The organism is Stenotrophomonas sp. 112478_Sma, assembly GCF_056479905.1.
Window position 1 is genome coordinate 3,231,990 of record NZ_CM151072.1, and the last position, 22,769, is coordinate 3,254,758.

Genomic DNA, 22,769 nt, shown 5'->3' on the forward strand with positions numbered 1-22,769 from the left:
ATCTTCCGGACGACACCGTCACCGCATTGCGGTTAGGCTCGGGCATCCCCTGTCACGGAATGTCCCATGCGCGTGATCGCCGCCGCACTGCTGGCCTGCCTGCCCCTCACCGCCGCTGCCGCTCCCGCCTATGGGCCGCGGCTGGAGGGCTTCGATTACGGCTATCCGGTACAGACCTTCACCCTGGAATCGCAGCAGCAACCGCTGCAGATGGCCTATCTGGACATCGCGCCGACGACCGCGCCGATCGGCGTAGTGGTGCTTCTGCATGGCAAGAATTTCTGCGCGGCGACCTGGAAGGAAACCATCCCTCCCCTGCTCGCCGCCGGTTACCGCGTGATCGCACCTGACCAGGTCGGCTTCTGCAAATCCAGCAAGCCCGAGCGCTACCAGTATTCATTCGGCCAGCTCGCCGCCAACACCCATGCACTGCTGCAGCAGCTGCAGCTCGGCGGCCTGCCCGTGCACCTGGTCGGCCATTCGATGGGGGGCATGCTGGCGGTGCGCTATGCACTGACCTATCCGCAGGACCTGCGCAGCCTGTCGCTGGTCAATCCGATCGGCCTGGAGGACTGGAAGGCGCTGGGCGTGCCGTGGCGAAGCGTCGATGCCTGGTATGCCGGCGAGCTGAAAACCAGTTACGAGAGCATCCGCCGCTACCAGCTGGACGTGTACTACGACGGCACCTGGAAGCCTGCCTATGAAACCTGGGCACGCATGCAAGCGGGCATGTACGAGGGCGACGGCAGGCAGGCGGTGGCCTGGAGCCAGGCACTTGCCTCGGACATGGTGTTCAACCAGCCGGTGGTGTACGAGCTGAAGAATCTGAAGGTGCCGACCGCGCTGTTCATCGGCCAGAAGGACCGCACCGCGATCGGTCGTGACCTGGCACCGGCAGAAGTGAAGGCACGGTTGGGCAACTATCCGGCGCTGGGCAAATCGGCCGCTGCGGCGATTGCCGGCGCGACGCTGGTCGAATTCGCCGAACTGGGCCATTCGCCGCAGGTACAGGACCCCAGGCAGTTCAATGCCGCGCTGCTGAAGGTGTTGAAAGGGCGCTGAAACTGCGGATCCGCCGGGCATGGCCCGGCGCTACCGGGACGAACACGACATTGCAGGTAGCGCCGGGCCATGCCCGGCGAGCGCAGCGGTGCGGATAACGCCGGGCCATGCCCGGCGGGCGCAGCGGGACGCTGCTCATCCCACGATGCGCAGCACGTCATCCAGCAATGCGGCAGCAGTGACTTCCGCGCCCGCTCCCGGTCCCTGGATCAGCAACGGCTGGGTGCGATAGCGGTCGCTGTGGATCGCGACGCGGTTGTCGGTGCCCGCCCCCTGCGCCAGTGGATGATCGGCCGGCAGTTCACGCAGCCCCACCTGTGCGCCGTCAGCGTCGACCCGGCCGACGAAGCGCAGAACACGGCCGCTGTCCGTCGCCTGCTGCCAGCGCGCCTGCAGCGGTGCGTCCAGCTGCTCCAGTTCGGCCAATGCGTCGTCCAGCGGCAGCGCAGCCAACGCCGAAGGCACCAGTGAATCCACGTGCACCTGTGCGGCATCCAGCGCCAGTCCGCTGCTGCGCGCCAGAATCAGCAGCTTGCGCCGCACATCCTCGCCGGACAGATCCAGGCGCGGATCCGGTTCGGTGTAACCCGCGGCCAGCGCCTCGCGCACTGCAGCCGAGAACGGCGAACGGCCGTCATAGCGATGGAACAACCAGGCCAGGGAACCGGACAATACCCCCTCGATCGCGTGGATGCGATCCCCCCCGGCCACCAGCGCGCGCAGGCTGCTCAACAGCGGCAGTCCCGCTCCCACGGTGGCACTGTCGCCGTACCGGGCGCCGCTGTCGGCGCAGCTCTCGGCGATGGCCTTCGCGCGTGACAGCTGCCCGCCCCGGCCCAGCTTGTTGGCCGTCACTACATGCACCCCGCGCGCCAGCCACTGCGCATGGCGGGCGGCCACGTCTTCGCTGGCGGTGGCATCAACCACCACATCGCCACGCTCCAGCCCTTCGGCACCGGCCCACGGTGGCACGCTCTGGCCGCCACGCGGTGCGCGCCGCGCCAGTTCGAGCGGCAGGGCCAGATCGCGGTCAATGGCCAGCGCAGTACGCGAGTTGGCCAGCCACTGCACGCTGGGCAGTTCCAGGCCGCGCGCCTGCAGGGCCTGGTAGCGCTGCACGAACGCAGAGCCCACCGTCCCGGTGCCCAGCAGTGCCAGGCGACCGCCGCCCAGCGCCGGAATCTCGGCAGCCAGCGCGCTCATGCGTCCACCACCTGTTTGCGACGTGCGGCAGCGTCGATCACCGCTTCGGCGCGGGCCAGCGCCGCACCCAGATCGGCCAGCAGGTCGCGCTCGGCCTCGATGCCGACCGACAGGCGCAGCAGCCCTTCGCTGATGCCAGCGGCAGCACGCGCCTCAACGCTCATCGCTGCGTGGGTCATGGTCGCCGGATGCGCGACCAGGCTTTCCACGCCGCCCAGCGATTCGGCCAGGGTGAAGCAGCGCAGTCCATCGACAAACGCGCGCACGGCAGCGTGCGGATCCTCGCCGGCGCAGTCGGCCAGCTCGAACGACAGCATCGCGCCGAAGCCGCTCTGCTGGCGTGCGGCGATGGCATGACCGGGATGGTCGGCCAGGCCGGGGTAATACACCCGGGCCACGGCGGGGTGCGCGTCCAGCAGCGCGACGATCGAGGCCGTGTTCTCCTGGTGCACACGCAGGCGTGCATCCAGCGTGCGCAGGCCGCGCAGAGTCAGGAAAGCATCGAAGGGAGAGCCGGTCAGCCCGAGTGCGTTGCCCCACCACACCAGCTGTTCGTGCAGCGCGGGATCACGTGCGATCACCGCACCGCCGACGACATCGCTGTGGCCGTTGATGTACTTGGTGGTCGAATGCAGCACCAGGTCGGCACCGAAGGAGAGCGGCTGCTGCAGCGCCGGCGACAGGAACGTATTGTCGACCGCCACCAGCGCCCCGGCCTTGTGCGCCGCCTCGATGACGAAGCGCAGGTCGGTGATGCGCAGCAGCGGGTTGGACGGGGTTTCCACCAGCACCAGCCGTGGCTGGGTGGCCAGGGCCTGCGCCAGCGTGCGCGGGTCGGTGAGGTCGGCGGTGACCAGTTCGAAATGCCCCTTCTTCGCCAACGCGTTGAACAGGCGCCAGCTGCCGCCGTAGGCATCGTGCGGTACCACCAGCGTGTCGCCCGGCTGCAGCAGGGCATTCAGCACCAGGTTGATGGCGCCCATGCCGGTAGCGGTGACCACGCCACCGGCTCCGCCTTCCAGTTCGGCCAGTGCTTCGCCCAGCAGGTCGCGCGTCGGGTTGCCACTGCGCGTGTAGTCGTACTGGCGCTTGTTGCCGAAGCCTTCGAAGCTGAAGTTCGACGACAGCACGATCGGTGGAGTGACCGCGCCATGGGCGGTGTCACGATCGATGCCGGCGCGGACGGCGGCAGTGGTGCGACAACAGGACGGCTCGGCGGCGTGCAGGCTCATGCGGACTCTCCAGAAGTGCGGAAGGCGGTAGCGAGGATCGCGTCGATGCGATCGGTTTCTTTGAGGAAGGCGTCGTGGCCGTATGGGGAGCGCAGCACGCGCAGGCTGCCGCGCGGACCCAGCCCCTCGACCAGGCCGACCAGGTCGGCCAACGGCACCAGCCGATCGCCTTCCACGGCCACCACCACGGTTGGCGGCAGGATGGCGGTGGGATCCACGCGATGCAGGTCGATCGATTCGGACAGGCGCAGGTAGGCGGTCACCGGGGTGCGCGCGACGTACTGCGCGCCCGCCGCGTCGAGGTAGTCCTCGGCGGCCACACGGACGCGGCCGTTGACCACCTCGGGCGGAGCGTCGAAGCGCTCGCCGAACTCTTCCGGCGTGCGGTAGCTGAGCATCGCGAACTGCCTGGCCAGTGCCAGGCCATGGTCTTCACCGCATTGCAGCTGTCCCAGGGCGACCGCCCGGCGCTGCAACGCACGCCACGCCGCGGCATAGGGGTGCGGACGGTGCGCACCACTGGCCAGCACCAGCTGGCGCACGCGGGCGCGATGGCGGACAGCGAACTGCTGCCCGACCAGGGCGCCATAGGAGTAGCCGACAAACGCCTTCAGTGTGCGGATGCCCAGGTGATCCAGCAGCAGGGCCAGCGCGTCGGCCTGGTCGGCCGTGTCGATCGGCACGTCCAGCGCGCCATCCGCACCGATGAAGTCGAACGCCAGAACGCGCAGCTGCTGCGGATCGAGCGTACGGCCACTGCCGACCAGTTCCTCGGCCCAGCCCTTCTCGGCGAACTGCGCGTTGGACGCCACATGGCGATGGGCGGAGATGCCGCCAGCCAGTACCACCACCGGTGCATCGACCGGTCCCACCCATTCGTAGCGAACGCGTACCGGGCACGCGCCGGCGTGGCGCATCGACAGCACCGCGGCGAACTCGCCGCGCTCGGCGTGCACGCGGTCTTCGACCGGCACGCTGACGGGGACAAAGGGTTCGGGGCGAAGCGTGGTGCTGGGGGCGAAGCTCATGGCGGGATCCGTTAGGGGAATCGGCCATCGAGCCTTCGCGGGGCTCGCGTTCGAGATGCACCTGCGGTGCATGGTTCGAACCATCTTCCGGTGGACGCCACGGTCCCCGCAGGATTTGGCACCTACGCCGGCACTTGCGCGCCTGCGGGCTGCCCCGGCTTCAAAGGGCCTGTCCCTCTGCCGGTCTCGATGGTGGAGCCACGATGCCATCGCTTTCCGCCCATGTCAATCCCTTCATGCGGATAAAGCGATGAATGCCCGGAGCGATCGCTGCGGCCCACCTTTCGCGGATCAGGTACAGTCGCGGCGGTCCCCCTGTCCGGAACGCCCGATGCCGCGCCTGCCCTTGTCCTGCCTGCTGCTGCCGCTGCTGGTCAGCACCACCGCCGGAGCTGCCGACTGGCGGCAGGGCTGGGGCCTGGTGCCCTCACCGGCCCCCGCCCCCGGCACGAAGGGCATTGGCCAGGCGGTCCCCATGGCGCAGCTGCGGCTGCAGCAGGTGGGCGAATACTGGCAGGCCCGGATCGACAACACCCTGGCCGGCCCATTACAGGTTGAACTGCGCGCTGGACCCGGGCGCCCCATCGAGGGCCTGCCGGTACGGTCGCTGGTGCAGGGCGACAGCAGCTTCGTGGTCGGTCACCTGCCCTCGCCCGTGGGCGGCAGCACGCTCGACGTACGTCTGCAGTCGGTACCGGGTCGTCCCGACGCCCGCGCCGAAGACGTGGCCTACCGCCTGCCGTTCGACGCGGCACGCCTGCGCGTGGACCAGGCGCCGCAGGGCCGGTTCAGCCACGATGACGAGGAGAACCGCGACGCCGTGGACTTCGCCCTGCCCGAGGCGACGCTGGTGCTGGCCGCGCGCGAGGGAACCGTGATGCAGATCCAGGACGGCTTCCGCGGCAACGGCCAGGACCGCGAGCGCGACGGCGGCAGGGCGAATTTCATCCGTGTCCTGCACAGCGACGGCAGCATGGCGCTGTACGGCCATCTGCAGGCAGGCGGCATGCGCGTGCGTCGTGGCCAGGCCGTGCAGGCCGGACAGCCGATCGGCCTGTCCGGCAACAGCGGCTACAGCAGCGCCCCGCACCTGCATTTCGTGGTGCAGGTCAACCGCGGCATGGCGCTGCGCTCGGTACCCGTGCGCATCTTCGCCTCCCAGGGACAGCTGCAGTTCGCCCGCCAGGGTGATGCCGAGGGCGCGGCCGGGCGCTGACCGGCCACGGCCGGTATAATCAGGCGCTTATCTCTTTGAAAAGCGCCCCGGGCGGGCGCCACTGCCATGTCCGAAGTCGCCACCGAAGCGTCGCGTCGCCGCACCTTCGCCATCATCTCCCATCCTGACGCCGGCAAGACCACGCTGACCGAAAAGCTGCTGCTGTTCGGAGGCGCGATCCAGATGGCCGGTTCGGTCAAGGGCCGCAAGGCGGCCCGCCATGCCACCTCCGACTGGATGGCGCTGGAGAAGGAACGCGGCATCTCCGTCACCTCCTCGGTGATGCAGTTCCCGTACGAAGGCAAGATCGTCAACCTGCTCGACACCCCCGGCCACGCCGACTTCGGCGAGGACACCTACCGCGTGCTGACCGCGGTGGACTCGGCACTGATGGTGATCGACGTGGCCAAGGGCGTGGAAGAGCGCACCATCAAGCTGATGGAAGTGTGCCGCCTGCGCGACACCCCGATCATGACCTTCATCAACAAGCTGGACCGCGAGGGCAAGGATCCGATCGAACTGCTGGATGAAGTGGAAACCGTGCTGGGCATCCAGTGCGCGCCCGTCACCTGGCCGATCGGCATGGGCCAGCGCCTGAAGGGCGTGGTCCACCTGCTGACCGGCGAGGTGCACCTGTACGAACCAGGTCGCAACTTCACCCGCCAGGATTCGACCATCTTCCCGTCGATCGACGCTCCCGGCCTGGCCGAGAAGATCGGCGCACAGATGCTGGCCGACCTGCGCGATGAACTGGAGCTGGTGCAGGGCGCCAGCCATCCGTTCGACCTGCAGGCCTATCGCGAGGGCAAGCAGACGCCGGTGTTCTTCGGTTCGGGCGTGAACAACTTCGGCGTGCAGCCCCTGCTGGACTTCTTCGTCGAGCACGCGCCATCGCCGCAGGCACGCGCCACCACCGGCCGCGAGATCGCCCCGGAAGAGAGCAAGCTGACCGGCTTCGTGTTCAAGATCCAGGCCAACATGGACCCGCAGCACCGCGACCGCGTCGCCTTCATGCGGGTGTGCTCGGGCCGCTTCAGCGCGGGCATGAAGACCTTCCACGTGCGCACCGGCAAGGAGATGAAGCTGGCCAACGCCCTGACCTTCATGGCCAGCGACCGTGAAATCGCCGCCGAGGCCTGGCCGGGCGATGTGATCGGCATCCACAACCACGGCACCATTTCCATCGGCGATACCTTCACCGAAGGCGAGGCTGTCACCTTCACCGGCATCCCCAACTTCGCCCCGGAGCTGTTCCGCCGTGCGCGCCTGCGCGATCCGCTCAAGCTCAAGCAGCTGCAGAAGGGCCTGGCCCAGCTCTCCGAAGAGGGCGCGACCCAGTTCTTCAGGCCGCTGACCAGCAACGATCTGATCCTGGGTGCGGTGGGCGTGCTGCAGTTCGACGTGGCCGCTTACCGCCTGAAGGACGAGTACGGCGTGGAAGCCACCTTCGAGCCGGTCAGCGTCACCACGGCGCGCTGGATCCACTGCAGCAACGAGAAGAAGCTGGAAGAGTTCCGCGAGAAGAACGCACTGAACCTGGCGCTGGACGCCGCCGGCCATCTGGTCTATCTCGCGCCGACCCGGGTCAACCTGCAGCTGGCACAGGAGCGCGCGCCCGACGTGCGCTTTGCCGCCACCCGCGAGGCCGCGCACACCCTAACCGCTGGCTGAATCCGGCCAGTCAGGACATCGGACTTCCGTGTGGAGGCGGGCGTGCATGCGCCCGCCATCGCGGCGATGATAGGGGGGCGCGGGTCCCCCTCCCCGCGAATGATGCCTACGCCATGTCCTCGACTTCCGTTGCTTCGATCCGCGAAGAAATCGCCAGTGCGCTGACCCACGGTCTCGGCGCCGTACTGGCGCTCGGTGCGGGTGCCGTGCTGATCACCCTGGCCGCCATCTACGGCGATGGCTGGCAACTGGCAGGTGCGATCGTGTTCGGCATCGCGCTGCTGCTGCTGTACACCGCCTCCACCCTCTACCACGCCATCCAGCATCCGGTTGCCAAGGGCAGGCTGAAGGTCTTCGACCACTGCGCGATCTATGTACTGATCGCCGGTACCTATACGCCGTTCACGCTGATCGGCCTGCGTGGCCCGTGGGGCTGGGGTCTGTTCGCCGCGATCTGGACGCTGGCCCTGGCCGGCGTGGTGTTCAAGCTGTTCTATACCGGCCGCTTCAAGCGCCTGTCCACCGCCATCTACGTGGCCATGGGCTGGCTGGTGATCGTCGCGGTCAAGCCCATGCTGGCCTCCATCGATGGCTGGACGCTGGGCTGGCTGCTGGCCGGAGGTATCTCCTACACGCTGGGAACCTACTTCTATCACCGCGAATCGATCCCCTATTCGCATGCGATCTGGCACCTGTTCGTGATCGGCGGCAGTGTCTGCCACTTCGTCGCGGTGACCATGCAGGTGCTGTAGATATCCGTGCCACACGCGTTCATGTGCACACCGCGCACATGAACGCTTCGCGCTGCGTCCACCCGCGCAGGGCAACCATGGCAGCGTGAATGCGACTGCCTCCCCTGCTCCGCCGCGTCCGTCGCGCTGGCGCTTCCGCCGCCCTGGCCCGCGAGGCCAGCGCTGGCTGGCGGTGCTGGTGTTCCTGCTGGCGGCCATCCTGGTATTGATCGCGCTCTGGGACTGGAACTGGTTCAAGGGGCCGGTCGAGCGGGCGGTACAGGCGCGGACCGGCCGCGTGCTGCAGATCGGCCACCTGGATGTCGACCTCGGCCGTACCAGCACGATCCGCGCCGACACCGTCACGTTCGCCAATGCGTCATGGGCGAAGCAGCCGAACATGGCCAGTGCCGACCGGGTCGAAATCGACCTGCGGGTGTGGCCCCTGCTGCGGGGCAGCGTGCAGCTCCCCGAGATCCGCCTGACCCGTCCCGACGTGCTGCTGGAAACCGCCCCACGCAAGGGCGAGCCGGGCAACTGGGATTTCCTGGGTGACAGCCGCGGCGGCGCCACGCCCCAGCTCAAGCGGCTGCGTATCGATGACGGCCGCCTGCAGTTCATCGACGCGGCGGGTCGCACCGACATCCATGTCAATGTGCGTAGTGGCCGGCCCAGGCAGGCGGATGCCGCGCCGCCCCTGCTGGTGCAGGGCAAGGGCCGTTGGCAGGGCAATCCTTTCACCCTTCGCGGCGGCACCGAATCTCCGCTGGAACTGACCGACAGCGATCATCCCTTCCGCATCCATCTTGATGGGCGTGCAGGTGCCACCCATGCCGTCGCCCGTGGCACCCTGACCAATCCCTTCCAGCTGCAGGTGCTCGACCTCGCTTTCGCGCTCAGTGGCCAGGATCTGGCCGACCTGTATCCCCTGCTGGGCATCGCCATTCCGCCTTCGCCGCCCTATGCCCTGGAGGGGCGCCTGAAGCGCGACCATAACGTGTGGCGCTACGAGCAGTTCACCGGCAAGGTCGGCGACAGCGATCTCGGCGGCAATGTGAAGTTCGAAACAGGTGGTGCGCGCCCGCGCCTGACGGCCACGCTGGAGTCCCGCCGGCTGGACTTCGACGACCTGGCCGGCTTTGTCGGCGCCCCGCCCAGAACCGGTGGCGGCGAGACCGCCAACGCCGAGCAGAAGGCCGAGGCCGCACGTGTGGCCGCGAGTAGCAGGGTGCTGCCTGACACGCCGTACAACCTGGGCAAGCTGCGCGCGATGGATGCCGATGTGCGCTGGAAGGCACATCGCATCAACGCACCATCGCTGCCGCTTGACGATATGGATGCGCATCTGCTGCTGGACGATGGCGTGCTGCGGCTGGACCCGCTGAACTTCGGTGTGGCCGGTGGTGACATCCGCAGCACGATCCGCATGGATGCGCGGCAGCCGCAGATCGCCACCGCGCTCAAGGCCAGCGTGCGCGGCGTGCAGCTGGGCCAACTGTTCCCGGATGCGAAGCTGGCCGAGCAGGCCAAGGGCGGCATCGGCGGCGAAATCGACCTCAGCGGCCGCGGCAATTCGATCGCCGCCATGCTGGGCAGCAGCAATGGCGATGTGGGCCTGGCAATGGGACGTGGCCACGTCGGCAATCTGGTGATGGAACTGGCCGGGCTGGACATCACCGAGGCAGTCAAGTTCCTGGTGACCGGCGACAAGCAGATTCCGCTGCGCTGCGCCTTCGCCGACTTCGGCGTACGTGAGGGGCTGATGACCAGCCGCACGTTCGCCGTCGATACCACCGACACGCTGATTCTTGGCGAAGGCACCGTCAGCCTGCGCGATGAGTCGCTGGACCTGCTGCTGAAGCCACGGCCGAAGGACCGCAGCATCCTCGTGCTGCGCTCGCCGCTGCACATCGCGGGAACGTTCAAGGATCCTTCGTTCCGCCCGGACTTCAAGGCGCTCGGCGTCCGCGGTGCGGTCGCCCTGGCGCTGGGAAGCATCGCGCCACCGGCCGCACTGCTGGCCACGATCGAACTGGGCCCCGGCAAGGACGCCGACTGCGGCGGGCAGTACGCGAAGTAGGCACGTTTGTTGGATCGCGAATTGAGGGGCGCGGAACGACAAAGTGTTGCCAACCCAGATTGGCCGCTACCCACCGCGCTCGCCGCAATGTATCCAGAAGCGGAGGGCATGGCCGTGCAGGACCGTTGGCGCCATGGATGGCGCCATCGAGCCCCCATGGATGGGTTTACGGCGTGTCCTGCACGGCCATGCCCTCCGCCTTCCGGCGCATCAGCAAGGCGCCGCTTTGGCTTTGGCTTTGGCTTTGGCTTTGGCTTTGGCTTCGGCTTCGGCTCCGAACAGCGGGCCGGCGGGCCGCAGGCCCGCCAGCGAAAACTCATCCCGCCACGATGTACTGCTGCAGCTGGTCCAGCTCCCGACGCTGTGCATCGATCACCGACTTCACCAGATCGCCGATGGAGATCACGCCCAGCACCTGTCCCCCCTCCACCACCGGCAGATGGCGGATACGGTAATCGGTGACCAGCTGCAGGCAATGTTCGACCTGTTCGCCGGGCGCCACCGTCACCACCTTCGCAGTCATGATCTCGGCCACCGCCGTATCGCGTGAGGAACGATCGCGCAGCACGATCTTGCGGGCGTAATCACGCTCGGACAGGATGCCGACCAGTCTCGGCCCTTCCATCACCAGCACCGCACCGATGCCCTTTTCGGCCATCAGCCGGATCGCATCGATCACCGCCGCGCCGGGCGCGACCGCATGCACTTCAGGGGACTTGCCGTCCAACAGTTGCCGTACCGACGTCATCTGCCTGCCCTCCCAGGGTGGGTTGCACGACGGAGTCTGCCACGGACGATGCTAGCCAGGCGTCAACCAGGTACAGGGGACGCTGCTTGGACTCCTCATACAGGCGCCCCAGGTACTCGCCGATCAGGCCCAGCGCGATCAGCTGCACACCGCCCAGGAACAGGATCACCGCCATCATCGTCGGCCAGCCCGCCACGCGGTCGCCGTACATCGCGGCCTTCACGATCACCCAGACACCGAACACGAAGGCCACCGCCGCAGTGGCCAGGCCCAGATAGGTGGCCGCGCGCAGCGGCACGGTGGAGAAACCGGTGATGCCTTCCAGCGCGAAGTTCCACAGCCGCCACAGGCTGAACTTGCTGCTGCCGGCCACCCGCGGGTGGCGCTGGTACGGCACCGCCACCCGGCGGAAGCCAACCCAGCTGAAAAGCCCCTTCATGAAACGGTGACGCTCACGCATTTCACGCAACGCGCTCAGCGCGCGTGGCGACAGCAGGCGGAAGTCGCCGGTATCGGCGGGAATCGGCGTGCGCGACAGGCGGCCGATCACCCGGTAGAACATCGCCGCGGTCGCACGCTTGACCCAGCTCTCGCCCGCGCGCGCCCGGCGCGTGCCATAGACGTTGTCATAACCCTCGCGCCACCGCGCCACGAACTGCGGCAGCAGCTCCGGTGGATCCTGGCCGTCGGCATCGAGAATCATCGCCGCACCCTCGCGGACGAGATCCAGCCCGGCGGTCAGCGCGGCCTCCTTGCCGAAATTGCGCGACAGCTTCAGCGCCGACACGCGTGGCTCGGACTGCGCCAGCGCGGCGATCACCTCCCAGGTTCCGTCCTGGCTGCCGTCGTCAACGTAAAGGATGTGGCCATCGATGTCCGGCATCGCATCCAGTACCGCGCACAGGCGCGGGTGCAGTACCGGCAGCGCCAGAGCTTCGTTGCAGGCGGCAATGACGACGGTGAGGCGTTCACGGATCATGCCCGGATTGTACGTCGCCAGTGCGGAGCGGCGCAGACGCCCGCCTCAGTCCTCGGCCAGGTACGCAGCGCCGCCCAGCTGCCGGGCCTGGCGCTGGATCCACGCGGCGCGACGCTGTACGTAGGGACCGGGCGAGGCCGCGCTGTAGCGCCGCGGTGCCGGCAACACGGCCGCCAACCGTGCGCTCTCGGCCGGGCTGAGGCGCGCGGCGTCCTTGCCCCAGAAGGTCTTCGCCGCCGCCTGCGCACCGTACACGCCGTCACCGAACTCGGCGATGTTCGCGTACATCTCCAGGATCCGCTGCTTGGGCCACAACGTTTCGATCAGCACCGTGTACCAGACCTCCAGGCCCTTGCGGATCCAGCTGCGGCCCTGCCAGAGGAACAGATTCTTGGCCACCTGCTGGCTGATGGTGCTGGCCCCGCGCAGCCGGCCGCCCCGCGCGTTGTGGTCACGCGCCTTCTCGATGGCCTGCAGATCGAACCCACTGTGTTCGGGGAAACGCTGGTCCTCGGCCGCCACCAGCGAAATCGGCAGGCTCGGCGCCATCTGGTCCAGATCCCGCCACTGGTAGTGCAGCCGGTAGGCCCAGTCGCCCGCACCCAGCGCCTCCCCGTAGCGCCACAGCATCACGCTGGAAATGGGCGGATCCACGAAGCGCAGCACCAGCACCTGCAGGCAGCTGAAGGCCACGAACAGCACCGGCAGCCACAGCAGCCGCTTCCAGTGCCAACGCCGGCGGCGCGGAACGTCCCCGGCCACCTTCACCTTGTCCTGCTCTCCCCCTGCCCCCATTAGTGGTGCATCCTTCTTCTGCCTGGCTGTCGGCACATTATCCGGCAACCACCCCTGTTTCCGCGCGATGTGAGCCGATGACCGCCCAACCTGATTCCCTGATCCGCTTCCTGCTTCCCGACGCGGGTGTCCGCGGCGTACACGTGCGCCTGCAGGCCACCTGGCAGGAAATCCTGTCCCATGCCCATTACCCGGACGCCGCAGCCGAGCTGCTCGGCGAAGCCTGCGTGGCCTCGGCGCTGTTCACCGGCCACACCAAGGTCGACGGCCGCCTGTCCATCCAGCTGCGCAGCAGCACCACGCTGCGCACGCTGTTCGCCGAATGCACCGCCGCCGGCACCCTGCGCGGCATCGCCCAGCTCAGCGAGGGCGCCGACGCGCCGCGCGACCTGTCCAGCCTGGGCGATGACGCCCTCCTCGCCATCACCATCGAGAACCCCGGGCTGGACCCGCGCGAACCGCAGCGCTACCAGAGCCTGGTCGGGCTCAGCGCCGCGGAACTGGACGAGGCCTTTGAGGATTACTTCCGGCAGTCCGAGCAGCTGCCGACGCGACTGCTGCTGGCCGCCGACCGCACGGGGGCCAGCGGCCTTCTGCTGCAGAAACTGCCCGGCGACGAGGGCGACGAAGATGGCTGGTCACGCGCCAGCGCCCTGTTCGAGACCCTGGGCAGGGCCGAACTGCTCGCTACTCCCGCCGAGCAGCTGCTGCACCGCTTGTTCCATGAGGAGAAGGCGGAGCTGATGGGCAGCAAGCCACTGTCCTTTGCCTGCTCCTGCTCGCGCGAGCGGGTTGCCTCGATGCTGCAGTCGCTGGGCGAGGAAGAGGCGCGGGCGGCGGCCGAAGCGACCGGCCAGGTCGAAGTCCGTTGCGAATTCTGCGGACGGGAGTATCACTTCCCGTTGACGGAGTTCGGCATACTGTTCCACGGTGCCGAGGGGACTGTTCCGGCACCTGAACGCCTTCAGTAAGCGGCCGGTCTTGCACCTGGGGAGGATCAAGGCTTGTTAAGAAATCATAAACACCCTAGGATCGAGTCCCCGCCCCTGCGGGAACTTCCGTTGTCTGTCCCTGTCTGAACTGGTCCGATGCGTACCTATCTGCGTCTACCGCTGGCCCTGCTGATCGCCCTTGGCGCGGTCGCGGGCGCGCATGCGCAGAGCAAGGACACCCGCACGGTGCTGCCGGTGTGGAACAAGGGCAGCGGCAAGGTCGAAGCCCTGCTCTACCTGGAACCCACCGGTGAGCAGGCCGCCGGCGCCCGCTGGCATTTCGGCCGCAATTCGCTGGATGCGGCCTTTGGCCTGTCGTCGGGCGACTCGCTGGGCCTGCTCTGCAGCAACAGCAGCAGTACCAGCATCAGCGGTCTGGCCAGCCATTGCATGCTGGCCAGTCTGGGCGACGACGATGACCTCAGCAGCCGCCGCTTCACCGGCACGGCTGCCCTGAACCGGGGCAGCGGCCGCCTGGGCATCACCGCCGGTACCGGTCGCGAAACACTGCCGGCCTGGCTGGCCGGCCCGAACAAGACGCCGTCGCTGCGTGCCGAGCAGAACGACCTGACCGTGTTCGCGCAGAAGAACATCGGTCGCGAAGGATTCGTGTCCATTGCCGGCACCTACGCCAAGGCACGCCTGGTGCCGCTGGCCGATGCCTCGCCGGCCCTGGTCGATCGCTGGGACAGCAAGAGCCTCAGCCTCGGCGCCGGTTACGGCAACTTCACCGGCAGCATCATCGGTCGCGTGGTCGACGTGCCCGGCCGCCCTGGCAAGTGGGAAGGTCTGGGCATCGGCCTGACCTGGCGGACGCCGTGGTCCGGCCAGCTCACCGTCGGCGCCGAGAACGTGATCAGCCGCGGCAAGAACCCCTTCTCTCCACGCAACGAGAGCAACGACGACGGCACCGTGCCGTATGTGCGTTACGAGCAGGATCTCTGACCGCTCACACCTCCCTCATGCAGTGACATCGCGGGCGCCGGAAGGCGCCCGTTGCGTTTGCGTGCACCGCCTTCCTTTTGCGCCCCCTCCGGCGCTGTCGCAATGTGTGCGTTTCTCGCCGCCGCGACATGTTTCGATACATATCAATGGAAACTTTTTTCATCATTTTTTTTTAACAAACGAGGCACCATGCCACAAACCCTACTGCAAGCCGTTGAAAAGTATTGACATTCCATGAATTTACACAAATCACAGCTTTGATTAACACAGCTTTAATTCTTTGCAGGCGCCCGCTACTATCGGCTCAGCCTCGCGATTTGGAAGCGCACTTTCGCTTCCCCGCCGGGCATAACCCCAGCCAAGATTTCTTGGAGAGAGAGAGCCAATGAATTTCCAGTCCAACAAGCTGCGTGACGCTGTTGTCGTCGCGCTGATCGCGGGTGCGGCCACGTCCGTAACCGCCCAGGCGCAGGAAGCGACCAACCTGGATCGCATTTCGGTGACCGGTTCGCGCATCAAGAGCACCGACATCGAAACCTCGCAGCCGGTCCTGAGCCTGACCCGCGCCGATATCGAAAAGCAGGGTGTGACCTCGGTTGCCGATATCCTGCAGCGCGTCGCCGCCAACGGTGCCGCACTGAACCGCACCTTCAACAACGGTGGTGACGGTTCGGCCGGCGTCAGCCTGCGCAACCTCGGCGCCGAGCGCACCCTGGTGCTGGTCAACGGCCGTCGCTGGACCACCGGTCTGGACGGCAGCGTCGACCTGAACACCATCCCGACCGCGATGATCGAGCGCATCGACGTCCTGAAGGACGGCGCTTCGACCATCTACGGTTCGGATGCCATCGCCGGCGTGGTGAACATCATCACCAAGCAGAACTTCGACGGCGCCGAGGCAAACTTCTACAAGGGCCAGTACAGCCAGGGCGACGGCGATCGTGAAGCCTATGACTTCACCATCGGCACCACCACCGACCGTGCGTCGCTGGTGCTGGGTGCGTCCTACGTGAACGAGAAGGAGGTCATGGCCGGCAATCGCAAGATCTCCGCTGGCGGCCCGCCGTTCTTCAGCGGCCAGAGCGGCACCGGCATCCCGGGCTCCTACGTCCGCAATGATCAGCGCTACGTCATCATCAATGGCGTGGAAACCCCGTTCGTCAGCAACGTGCACGGCTACAACACCGCGCCGGACAACTACCTGCTGACCCCGAACGAGCGCACCTCGCTGTTCGCTGTGGGTTCGTACAACATCACGGACAACATCTCCTTCCGCACCGAGGCGATGTACAACGAGCGCAAGTCCGAGCAGCTGCTGGCGGCCATGCCGGTGACGGGCATGACGCTCAGCGCGGACAGCATGTACAACCCGTACGGCCAGGACCTGACCGGCGTGAACCGTCGTTTCAATGAAACCGGCGGCCGTTCGTTCAACCAGAACGTCAAGAACTGGCACTTCTACGGTGGCTTTGAAGGCTTCTTCGAGTTCGCCGACCGCAACTTCGACTGGGATGTCGGCTACCGCTACGACAAGACCGACCAGAACGACCTGACCTACGGCCTGTTCAACATCCAGCGTCTGGATGAGGCGTATGGTCCGTCGGCGCTCCGCGATGGCCAGGCTGTCTGTCTGACCGCAGGCGGAGCCGTCATTCCGGGCTGCGCACCGATCAATCCGCTGGGTGGCGAAGGTTCGATCTCGCAGGCGGCACTCGACTACACCTCGTTCACCGCGCACGATTCGGCCAGCCTGGTGTCGAAGAGCTACTACGCCAACATCTCCGGTGAGATCGTGCAGCTGCCGGCCGGTGCGCTGGGCTTCGCTGCCGGTTATGAGAACCGCAGGGAAAGCGGCCAGTTCGACCCCGACGCCTTCATCGCAGCGGGCCTGAGCACCGGCAACGGCGCTGCGCCGACCAAGGGTGCTTACGACCTGGACGAGTTCTACCTGGAACTGTCGATCCCGGTCCTGGCCGATCTGCCGGGCGCCCAGCTGCTGGACTTCAGCGTGGCGACCCGTTACTCGGACTACAGCAACTTCGGTAACACCACCAACAACAAGTTCGGTTTCCGCTGGAAGCCGATCGAAGACCTGATGGTGCGTGGTAACTATTCCGAAGGCTTCCGCGCTCCGAGCATCAACAACCTGTACCGCGGCGACACCGATTCGTTCGAGACCTACGCCGACCCGTGTGCCCGGGCCAACAACCCGACCGGCGCAGTGCTGGCGCAGTGTATCGCCCAGGGCGTTCCGGCGAACTTCGTCCAGCCGAACACCGATGGCGAGTCTGGCCCACTGCAGACCGTCGAGCCGTTCACCTGGAAGTCGAACCCGGATCTGAAGCCGGAAACCTCGACCAGCAAGACGCTGGGCCTGGTGTGGAGCCCGAGCTTCGTCTCCGGCCTGAACGTGACCCTGGACTGGTGGCAGATCAAGATCGAAGACGCCATCACCCGTCCGGCGATCGGCGACATCATGGATCGTTGCTACGGTGGTACCGCGCAGCAGCAGGCAGCCTACTGCGGTCTGATCACGCGTGACCCGAACTACGGCACCATCAACGAGCGCTACACCATCACCAACGTCGACATGCCGCTGATGAACCTGGCGTCGTACAAGGTGGAGGGCTGGGATCTGGGCGTGCTGTACAAGCTGCCGGAAACCTCGTTCGGCCAGTTCACCGTCAGCCTGGACGGCACCTACCTGAGCAAGTGGGAGACCAAGTCGACCGAAGATGCTCCGGTTGATGGCCGTCAGGGCCGCTATCTGGACCAGGATCCGTACTGGCGCGTCCGTTCCAACCTGTACGTCGACTGGTCCTACGGTGACTTCGGTGTCAACTACGGCCTGCGCTACAAGTCGGGCATGACCGAAGACTGCCTGCTGGGCGCATCCACCCGTGCCTACTGCTCGGATCCGGAAGGTCGCAAGAACCACATTGGTGCCACCACGTACCACGACATCCAGGTGCGCTACAACACCCCGTGGAAGGGCACCATCATGCTGGGCCTGAACAACGCGTGGGACAAGGATCCGCCGGTCTCGTACACGGTGTCCTACAACATGTTCGACCCGCAGTACGACCTGCCGGGCCGCTACATGTACATGCAGTACAAGCAGAAGTTCTGATCGGTTGATCGATCGATGACTGCAGCAACGGCCCCGCAAGGGGCCGTTGTTCTTTCTGCACTGCCGGCGCGTACCACCCTGCACCGGCAACAAAAAAGCCGCGATCAGGTCGCGGCTTTTTCGTGGGCAACGGAAACCGTCAGCCGTTCGGAATGAGCGTCTCGATCAGGTGTTCGACATAGGCCTCGAAATCCTCCCGCGCCTGCTTCGGCTGCTGCAGCTGCAGCGACAGCTGCAGGAAGCCCACATAGGCCGCATAGGCCAGGCGCGCACGATGGCGTGCGTCGGTGGAGCTCAGGCCTGCCTGGCGGAACGAGGCGATGAGGTAATCGAGGCGACGCTGCGAAACGCGGTCGATCACCGGCCGCACCATCGGATGGTCCAGCGCCTTCAGCAGTTCGCTGTAGATGATGTGCGGCTGCACTTCGTGCGCCACCATCTGGAACAGCTGACGCAGGCGCGCGCGCGGATCCGGCACGTCTTCCAGGCTGCCGAACACCTGCTCCTGCTCGAACAGCTCCCACCGCTCCAACGCCGCCTGCAGCAGGGCGTCGCGCGAGGGGAAATGCCAGTAGAAGCTGCCCTTGGTGACGCCGAGGCGCCGCGCCAGCGGTTCCACCGCGACGGCACCCACGCCTTGTTCAGCAATCAGATCGAGGGCCGCCTGGGCCCAGTCTTCGGCGCTCAGGCGGCTGTTGCGGCCGGCGCGCGGTTCGCCGGCAGAAGCGTCAGGTTGATTCATGGAGTGATTTAACCATACGGCGGGGTTCGTTGCAGTACGCGGATGCAGCCGAAGGGCTCCGCTGTGCAGACCAGCCACCTGACGCGCCGCACCATACCATGCAGTATTGACATCCCCTGCAACCGATCCATACTAGCAAGTATGGTTACTTCCCCCACTCCCGTTGCGTTCCACGACCTGCGTCTGGAAGCCGCGCACGGCACACGGCTGGCCGCCACGGCCAGCGATCACGGCCGCCGCGGCCGGGTGCTGTTCGCCCACGGTTTCGGGCAGACCCGCCATGCCTGGAACGCCACGGCCCGCGCGCTGTCTGCTGCCGGCCTGCAGACGCTGGCCTACGACGCCCGCGGTCACGGCGATTCGGACTGGAATGCCGCCGACCTGCCCTATCACGGCGAGCAGTTTGCCGACGACCTGATCGTGCTGGCCGGCGAACAGTCGCGCCCGCCGGTGCTGGTCGCCGCCTCGATGGGCGGCCTGTTCGGCCTGCTGGCCGAATCGCGCTGGCCGGGCCTGTTCTCGGCGATGGTGCTGGTGGACATCACCCCGCGCTGGGATACCGCGGGCGTGGAGCGCATCCTCGCCTTCATGACCGCCCATCCCGATGGCTTCGCCTCGCTGGCCCAGGCCGCCGACGTGATTTCCGCCTACATGCCGCACCGGCCTCGCAAATCCGAGCAGTCGCTGCGCGCGCTGCTGCGCGAGGATGGTCACGGCCGCTGGCGCTGGCACTGGGATCCGCGCCTGGTCGCCGAGCTGGCCCGCGACAGCGAGCAGCACCAGGATGCGCTGGCTGATGCCGCGCGGCAGGTGAAGTGCCCGATGCTGCTGGTCAGTGGAGGTCGCAGTGACCTGGTCACGCCGCAGACCGTGGCCGAATTCCTGGCGCTGGCCCCGCACGCGCGCCACGTGCAGTTGCCGCAGGCCACGCACATGGTCGCCGGCGACGACAACGACGCCTTTACCGCTACTGTGTTGGACTATCTGGACGTGTTGCCTGCGGTGGACGCCGCAGCTTCGTCCGTCACAAACGAGCACGTCACCGGAGCACGCTCATGAGCATCGTTCTTCCCTTCCTTGCCCTGCTGCTGGCAGGTGCATTCGCCGCCTACCACCGCATGCGGCTGGTCACCTGGACGCTGATCAGCGCCGCGCTGCTGGTCGCCTGCTGGTTCATCCCCTACGTCAACCAGACCGCCACGATCGTCGCCGCCGCCGTGCTGGCCGTGATCGCCGTACCGCTGCTGCTGCCGTTCATCCGCAAGCCGCTGCTGACCGGTCCGATGATGAAGGTGTTCCGCAAGGTGCTGCCGCCGCTGTCGCAGACCGAGCGCATCGCACTGGAAACCGGCTCGGTCGGTTTCGAGGGCGAGCTGTTTACCGGCGATCCGGACTGGAACATCCTGCTCAACTATCCCAAGCCGCAGTTGACCGCCGAGGAGCAGGCCTTCCTCGACGGCCCGGTGGAAGAGCTGTGCCGGATGGTCAACGACTGGGAGATCACCCACGTCCACGCCGACCTGCCGCCGGAGCTGTGGGCCTTCATCAAGAAGAACAAGTTCTTCGGCATGATCATCCCGAAGGAATACGGCGGCCTGGGCTTCTCCGCGCTGGCCCACCACAAGGTGATCCAGAAGCTGGCCTCGGTATCCTCGGTGGTCAGCTCGACCGTCGGCGTGCCGAACTCGCTGGGTCCGGGCGAACTGCTGGTGCATTACGGCACCCAGGAGCAGAAGGACCAGTACCTGCCGCGTCTGGCCGACGGTCGTGAAGTGCCCTGCTTCGGCCTGACCGGCCCGTTTGCCGGCTCCGATGCCACCTCGATTCCCGACTACGGCATCGTCTGCCGGGGCGAATGGAATGGCGAGCAGGTGCTGGGCGTCAGGCTGACGTTCGACAAGCGTTACATCACCCTGGCTCCGGTCGCATCGCTGATCGGTCTGGCCTTCCGCATGTACGACCCGGATGGCCTGATCGGCGAGACCCGCGACATCGGCATCACTCTGGGCCTGCTGCCGCGCGATACCGCCGGCGTCGAAATCGGCCGCCGCCACTTCCCGCTGAACTCGACCTTCCAGAACGGCCCGATTCGCGGCAAGGACGTGTTCATCCCGCTGACCCAGCTCATCGGCGGCGCTGCCATGGCCGGCAAGGGCTGGAACATGCTCAACGAATGCCTGGCTGTGGGCCGTTCGATCACGCTGCCGTCCACCGCCAGCGGTGGCGCCAAGGCCGGCGCTGCGGTGACCGGCGCCTACGCGCGCATCCGCAAGCAGTTCGGCCTGTCGGTCGGCCGCTTTGAAGGCGTGGAGGAAGCACTGGCCCGTATCGGCGGCAAGGCCTACAAGATCAGCGCGCTGTCGCAGGCCACGGCTGCCGCCGTCGACCGCGGCGACGTGCCATCGGTACCGTCGGCGATCGCCAAGTACCACTGCACCAGCATGAGCCGCGAGGTGATCTCGGACGTGATGGATGTCATCGGCGGCAAGGGCATCATCCTCGGCCCGCGCAACTTCGCCGGCCGCAGCTGGCAGGCTGCGCCGATCGCGATCACTGTGGAAGGCGCCAACATCATGACCCGCAGCCTGCTGATCTTCGGCCAGGGTGCGATTCTCTGCCACCCGTGGGTGCTGAAGGAGATGAAGGCTGCACAGGATCCGGATACCCGTGCCGGCCTGCAGGAATTCGACCGCAGCCTGTTCGGCCACATCCGCTACGGCATTTCCAACGCCGTGCGCTCGTTCTGGTTCGGCCTGACCGGCGCCCGCTTCGGTGCCGCCCCGGGCGATGCCTACACCCGCCGTTACTTCCGCAAGCTGGACCGCTATTCGGCCAATCTGGCGCTGATGGCCGACATCTCGATGATGACGCTCGGCGGCAAGCTGAAGTTCAAGGAATCGCTCTCCGGCCGCCTGGGCGATGTGCTGAGCCACATCTACATGACCAGCGCCATGCTCAAGCGCTACCACGATGAGGGCGCACCGCAGGCCGACCAGCCGCTGCTGGCGTGGGCCTTCCATGACAGCGTGCACAAGATCGAAGAATCGCTGTCGGCCGCCCTGCGCAACTTCCCGATCCGTCCGATCGGCTGGCTGATGTGGGCACTGATCTTCCCGCTGGGCCGCCGCGCCGAAGCACCGGGTGATCGCCTGAGCCGTCGCGTCGCCGCTCTGCTGATGGCGCCGAACGAAGCGCGCGACCGCCTGGCACAGGGTGTGTTCCTGACCCCGTGCGAGAACAACCCGGGCGGCCGCATCAACAGCTATCTGGCCAAGGCCATCATGGCCGAGCCGGTGGAGCGCAAGTTCCTGAAGGCGCTGAAGAGCAAGGGCATCGAGGCGCTGGACTTCCAGAGCCAGCTGGACGAAGCCGTGGCCGAAGGTGTGATCACCCAGGACGAGCGCACGCTGCTGGAAGAGCTGCGCACGCTGACCCTGGACACCATCACCGTGGACGACTTCGACACCCACGAACTGCGCGCGGCCAGCTACTACGACCGCCAGCACAAGGACCCGCACTCGCAGGCCGCCTGATCGCCCGCGACACGCGTTGCCTCGACGGCGGGCCTCGGCCCGCCGTCGCTTTATCCGCCCAACGGAATCCCACCATGTCCACGCCCCTGCTCTCGCTCTACAACCGCCTGCAGCGCTGGCCTGCCGGCACCTGGCTGTTCTCGCGCGCGGTGTGCTTCAAGGCGCCCTACTTCGCCAGCATCGCGCCGCGCATCACCCGCCTGGAAAACGGCCGCTGCGAAGGTACGCTGGCGGACCGACGCAGGGTGCGCAACCACATCGGCACGGTGCACGCGATCGCGATGTGCAATCTGGCCGAACTGACGGCCGGGCTGATGGTTGATGCATCACTGCCGAAGGGCATGCGCTGGATCCCCAAGGGCATGCAGGTGCAGTACCTGGCCAAGGCACGCGGCACGCTGCAGGCGGTGGCACTGCCGGCGCAGCCGATCGTGGTCGCGGCCCAGGGCTATGCGCTGCCGGTGACGGTGAGCGTGCGCGACCGTGCAGGGACCGAAGTGTTCAGCGCCGTCATCGACATGTGGATGTCGCCGGCCAAGTGAGGTTCCGGCCAACGGCGCAGCCCCTCGTGGGTTGGTCGCGGCATGCGGTTATCGGTTGGGCCGGATGGGTCGAGCCAGGCGGGGACGCCGTGAACCCATCCCTGGGGGCTTAGCCGCGCCAACCATGGCGCGGATACCCC

At 66.8% G+C, this 22,769-nt stretch carries 18 protein-coding genes and 1 riboswitch; of the genes, 11 read left to right on the top strand and 7 right to left on the bottom strand.

Annotated elements, in window-relative coordinates:
- Positions 1-66 precede the first annotated feature (66 nt).
- The gene (locus tag ACZK08_RS14805; protein ID WP_065182623.1) at positions 67-1,062 is read left to right on the top strand and encodes an alpha/beta fold hydrolase; all 996 of its coding nucleotides are present in this window, start codon (positions 67-69) and stop codon (positions 1,060-1,062) included.
- A gap of 135 nt (positions 1,063-1,197) precedes the next feature.
- On the opposite strand, the gene ACZK08_RS14810 is transcribed toward ACZK08_RS14805, so the two are convergent.
- From ACZK08_RS14810 to metX, 3 genes are read right to left on the bottom strand one after another with little or no spacing between them, the layout of a single operon-like run.
- Positions 1,198-2,265 carry a homoserine dehydrogenase family protein gene (locus ACZK08_RS14810; protein ID WP_065182622.1) on the bottom strand — a complete coding sequence of 356 codons (1,068 nt, stop codon included), beginning with the start codon at positions 2,263-2,265 and terminating at the stop codon, positions 1,198-1,200.
- Positions 2,262-3,497, bottom strand: coding sequence for an O-succinylhomoserine (thiol)-lyase (locus ACZK08_RS14815; protein ID WP_053519885.1), 1,236 nt, complete (start codon positions 3,495-3,497; stop codon positions 2,262-2,264). Before ACZK08_RS14815 ends, ACZK08_RS14810 begins: the two co-directional genes overlap by 4 nt.
- Positions 3,494-4,525 (bottom strand): homoserine O-succinyltransferase MetX, encoded by a 1,032-nt coding sequence (metX, locus tag ACZK08_RS14820; RefSeq protein ID WP_053519886.1) that lies wholly within the window; start codon positions 4,523-4,525, stop codon positions 3,494-3,496. The genes ACZK08_RS14815 and metX overlap by 4 nt, the downstream gene beginning before the upstream one ends.
- 77 nt (positions 4,526-4,602) lie before the next feature.
- Positions 4,603-4,721, bottom strand: a riboswitch (SAM riboswitch).
- A gap of 135 nt (positions 4,722-4,856) precedes the next feature.
- Between metX and ACZK08_RS14825 the strand changes: the two genes are divergently transcribed.
- The 4 genes from ACZK08_RS14825 to ACZK08_RS14840 all read left to right on the top strand — a co-directional run bounded on the left by ACZK08_RS14825 (position 4,857) and on the right by ACZK08_RS14840 (position 10,223).
- Entirely contained in the window at positions 4,857-5,741 is an 885-nt protein-coding gene (locus tag ACZK08_RS14825; RefSeq protein ID WP_065182621.1) for a M23 family metallopeptidase, read from the top strand.
- Positions 5,742-5,807: 66 nt separating this feature from the next.
- The gene (locus tag ACZK08_RS14830; RefSeq protein ID WP_065174802.1) at positions 5,808-7,412 is read left to right on the top strand and encodes a peptide chain release factor 3; all 1,605 of its coding nucleotides are present in this window, start codon (positions 5,808-5,810) and stop codon (positions 7,410-7,412) included.
- A gap of 113 nt (positions 7,413-7,525) precedes the next feature.
- A complete protein-coding gene (trhA, locus tag ACZK08_RS14835) occupies positions 7,526-8,164 on the top strand; it encodes a PAQR family membrane homeostasis protein TrhA (protein ID WP_053519889.1) in 639 nt (212 codons plus the stop codon).
- A gap of 85 nt (positions 8,165-8,249) precedes the next feature.
- Positions 8,250-10,223: an AsmA family protein gene (locus tag ACZK08_RS14840; RefSeq protein ID WP_065174801.1), complete on the top strand. Its 1,974-nt coding sequence runs from the start codon at positions 8,250-8,252 to the stop codon at positions 10,221-10,223.
- 316 nt (positions 10,224-10,539) lie between these two features.
- On the opposite strand, the gene ACZK08_RS14845 is transcribed toward ACZK08_RS14840, so the two are convergent.
- From ACZK08_RS14845 to mtgA, 3 genes are read right to left on the bottom strand one after another with little or no spacing between them, the layout of a single operon-like run.
- Positions 10,540-10,971, bottom strand: a complete 432-nt coding sequence (locus ACZK08_RS14845; protein WP_053520201.1) for a CBS domain-containing protein — start codon at positions 10,969-10,971, stop codon at positions 10,540-10,542.
- Positions 10,931-11,950, bottom strand: a complete 1,020-nt coding sequence (locus ACZK08_RS14850; RefSeq protein WP_065174800.1) for a glycosyltransferase family 2 protein — start codon at positions 11,948-11,950, stop codon at positions 10,931-10,933. Before ACZK08_RS14850 ends, ACZK08_RS14845 begins: the two co-directional genes overlap by 41 nt.
- 45 nt (positions 11,951-11,995) lie before the next feature.
- Entirely contained in the window at positions 11,996-12,745 is a 750-nt protein-coding gene (gene mtgA / locus ACZK08_RS14855) for a monofunctional biosynthetic peptidoglycan transglycosylase (protein WP_053520199.1), read from the bottom strand.
- A gap of 77 nt (positions 12,746-12,822) precedes the next feature.
- Between mtgA and hslO the strand changes: the two genes are divergently transcribed.
- The 3 genes from hslO (at position 12,823) to ACZK08_RS14870 (ending at position 17,812) form a co-directional block, all read left to right on the top strand.
- Complete coding sequence (hslO, locus tag ACZK08_RS14860) at positions 12,823-13,716, top strand: Hsp33 family molecular chaperone HslO (RefSeq protein ID WP_065182620.1); 894 nt, start codon at positions 12,823-12,825, stop codon at positions 13,714-13,716.
- A gap of 117 nt (positions 13,717-13,833) precedes the next feature.
- On the top strand, positions 13,834-14,682 hold the full coding sequence (locus ACZK08_RS14865) for an XOO1806 family protein (protein ID WP_053520197.1): 849 nt from the start codon (positions 13,834-13,836) through the stop codon (positions 14,680-14,682).
- A gap of 385 nt (positions 14,683-15,067) precedes the next feature.
- Positions 15,068-17,812 (top strand): TonB-dependent receptor, encoded by a 2,745-nt coding sequence (locus ACZK08_RS14870; protein WP_065174797.1) that lies wholly within the window; start codon positions 15,068-15,070, stop codon positions 17,810-17,812.
- Between the two features lie 139 nt (positions 17,813-17,951).
- Here the strand turns inward: ACZK08_RS14870 and ACZK08_RS14875 are convergent, their stop codons facing one another.
- A complete protein-coding gene (locus ACZK08_RS14875; RefSeq protein ID WP_053520195.1) occupies positions 17,952-18,554 on the bottom strand; it encodes a TetR/AcrR family transcriptional regulator in 603 nt (200 codons plus the stop codon).
- 141 nt (positions 18,555-18,695) lie between these two features.
- Between ACZK08_RS14875 and ACZK08_RS14880 the strand changes: the two genes are divergently transcribed.
- The 3 genes from ACZK08_RS14880 to ACZK08_RS14890 all read left to right on the top strand — a co-directional run bounded on the left by ACZK08_RS14880 (position 18,696) and on the right by ACZK08_RS14890 (position 22,629).
- Positions 18,696-19,613 (top strand): alpha/beta fold hydrolase, encoded by a 918-nt coding sequence (locus ACZK08_RS14880; RefSeq protein ID WP_065182619.1) that lies wholly within the window; start codon positions 18,696-18,698, stop codon positions 19,611-19,613.
- Entirely contained in the window at positions 19,610-22,087 is a 2,478-nt protein-coding gene (locus ACZK08_RS14885) for an acyl-CoA dehydrogenase (RefSeq protein ID WP_065174795.1), read from the top strand. The genes ACZK08_RS14880 and ACZK08_RS14885 overlap by 4 nt, the downstream gene beginning before the upstream one ends.
- A gap of 74 nt (positions 22,088-22,161) precedes the next feature.
- Positions 22,162-22,629 carry a hotdog fold domain-containing protein gene (locus ACZK08_RS14890; RefSeq protein WP_065182618.1) on the top strand — a complete coding sequence of 156 codons (468 nt, stop codon included), beginning with the start codon at positions 22,162-22,164 and terminating at the stop codon, positions 22,627-22,629.
- The last annotated feature ends 140 nt before the right edge of the window (positions 22,630-22,769 follow it).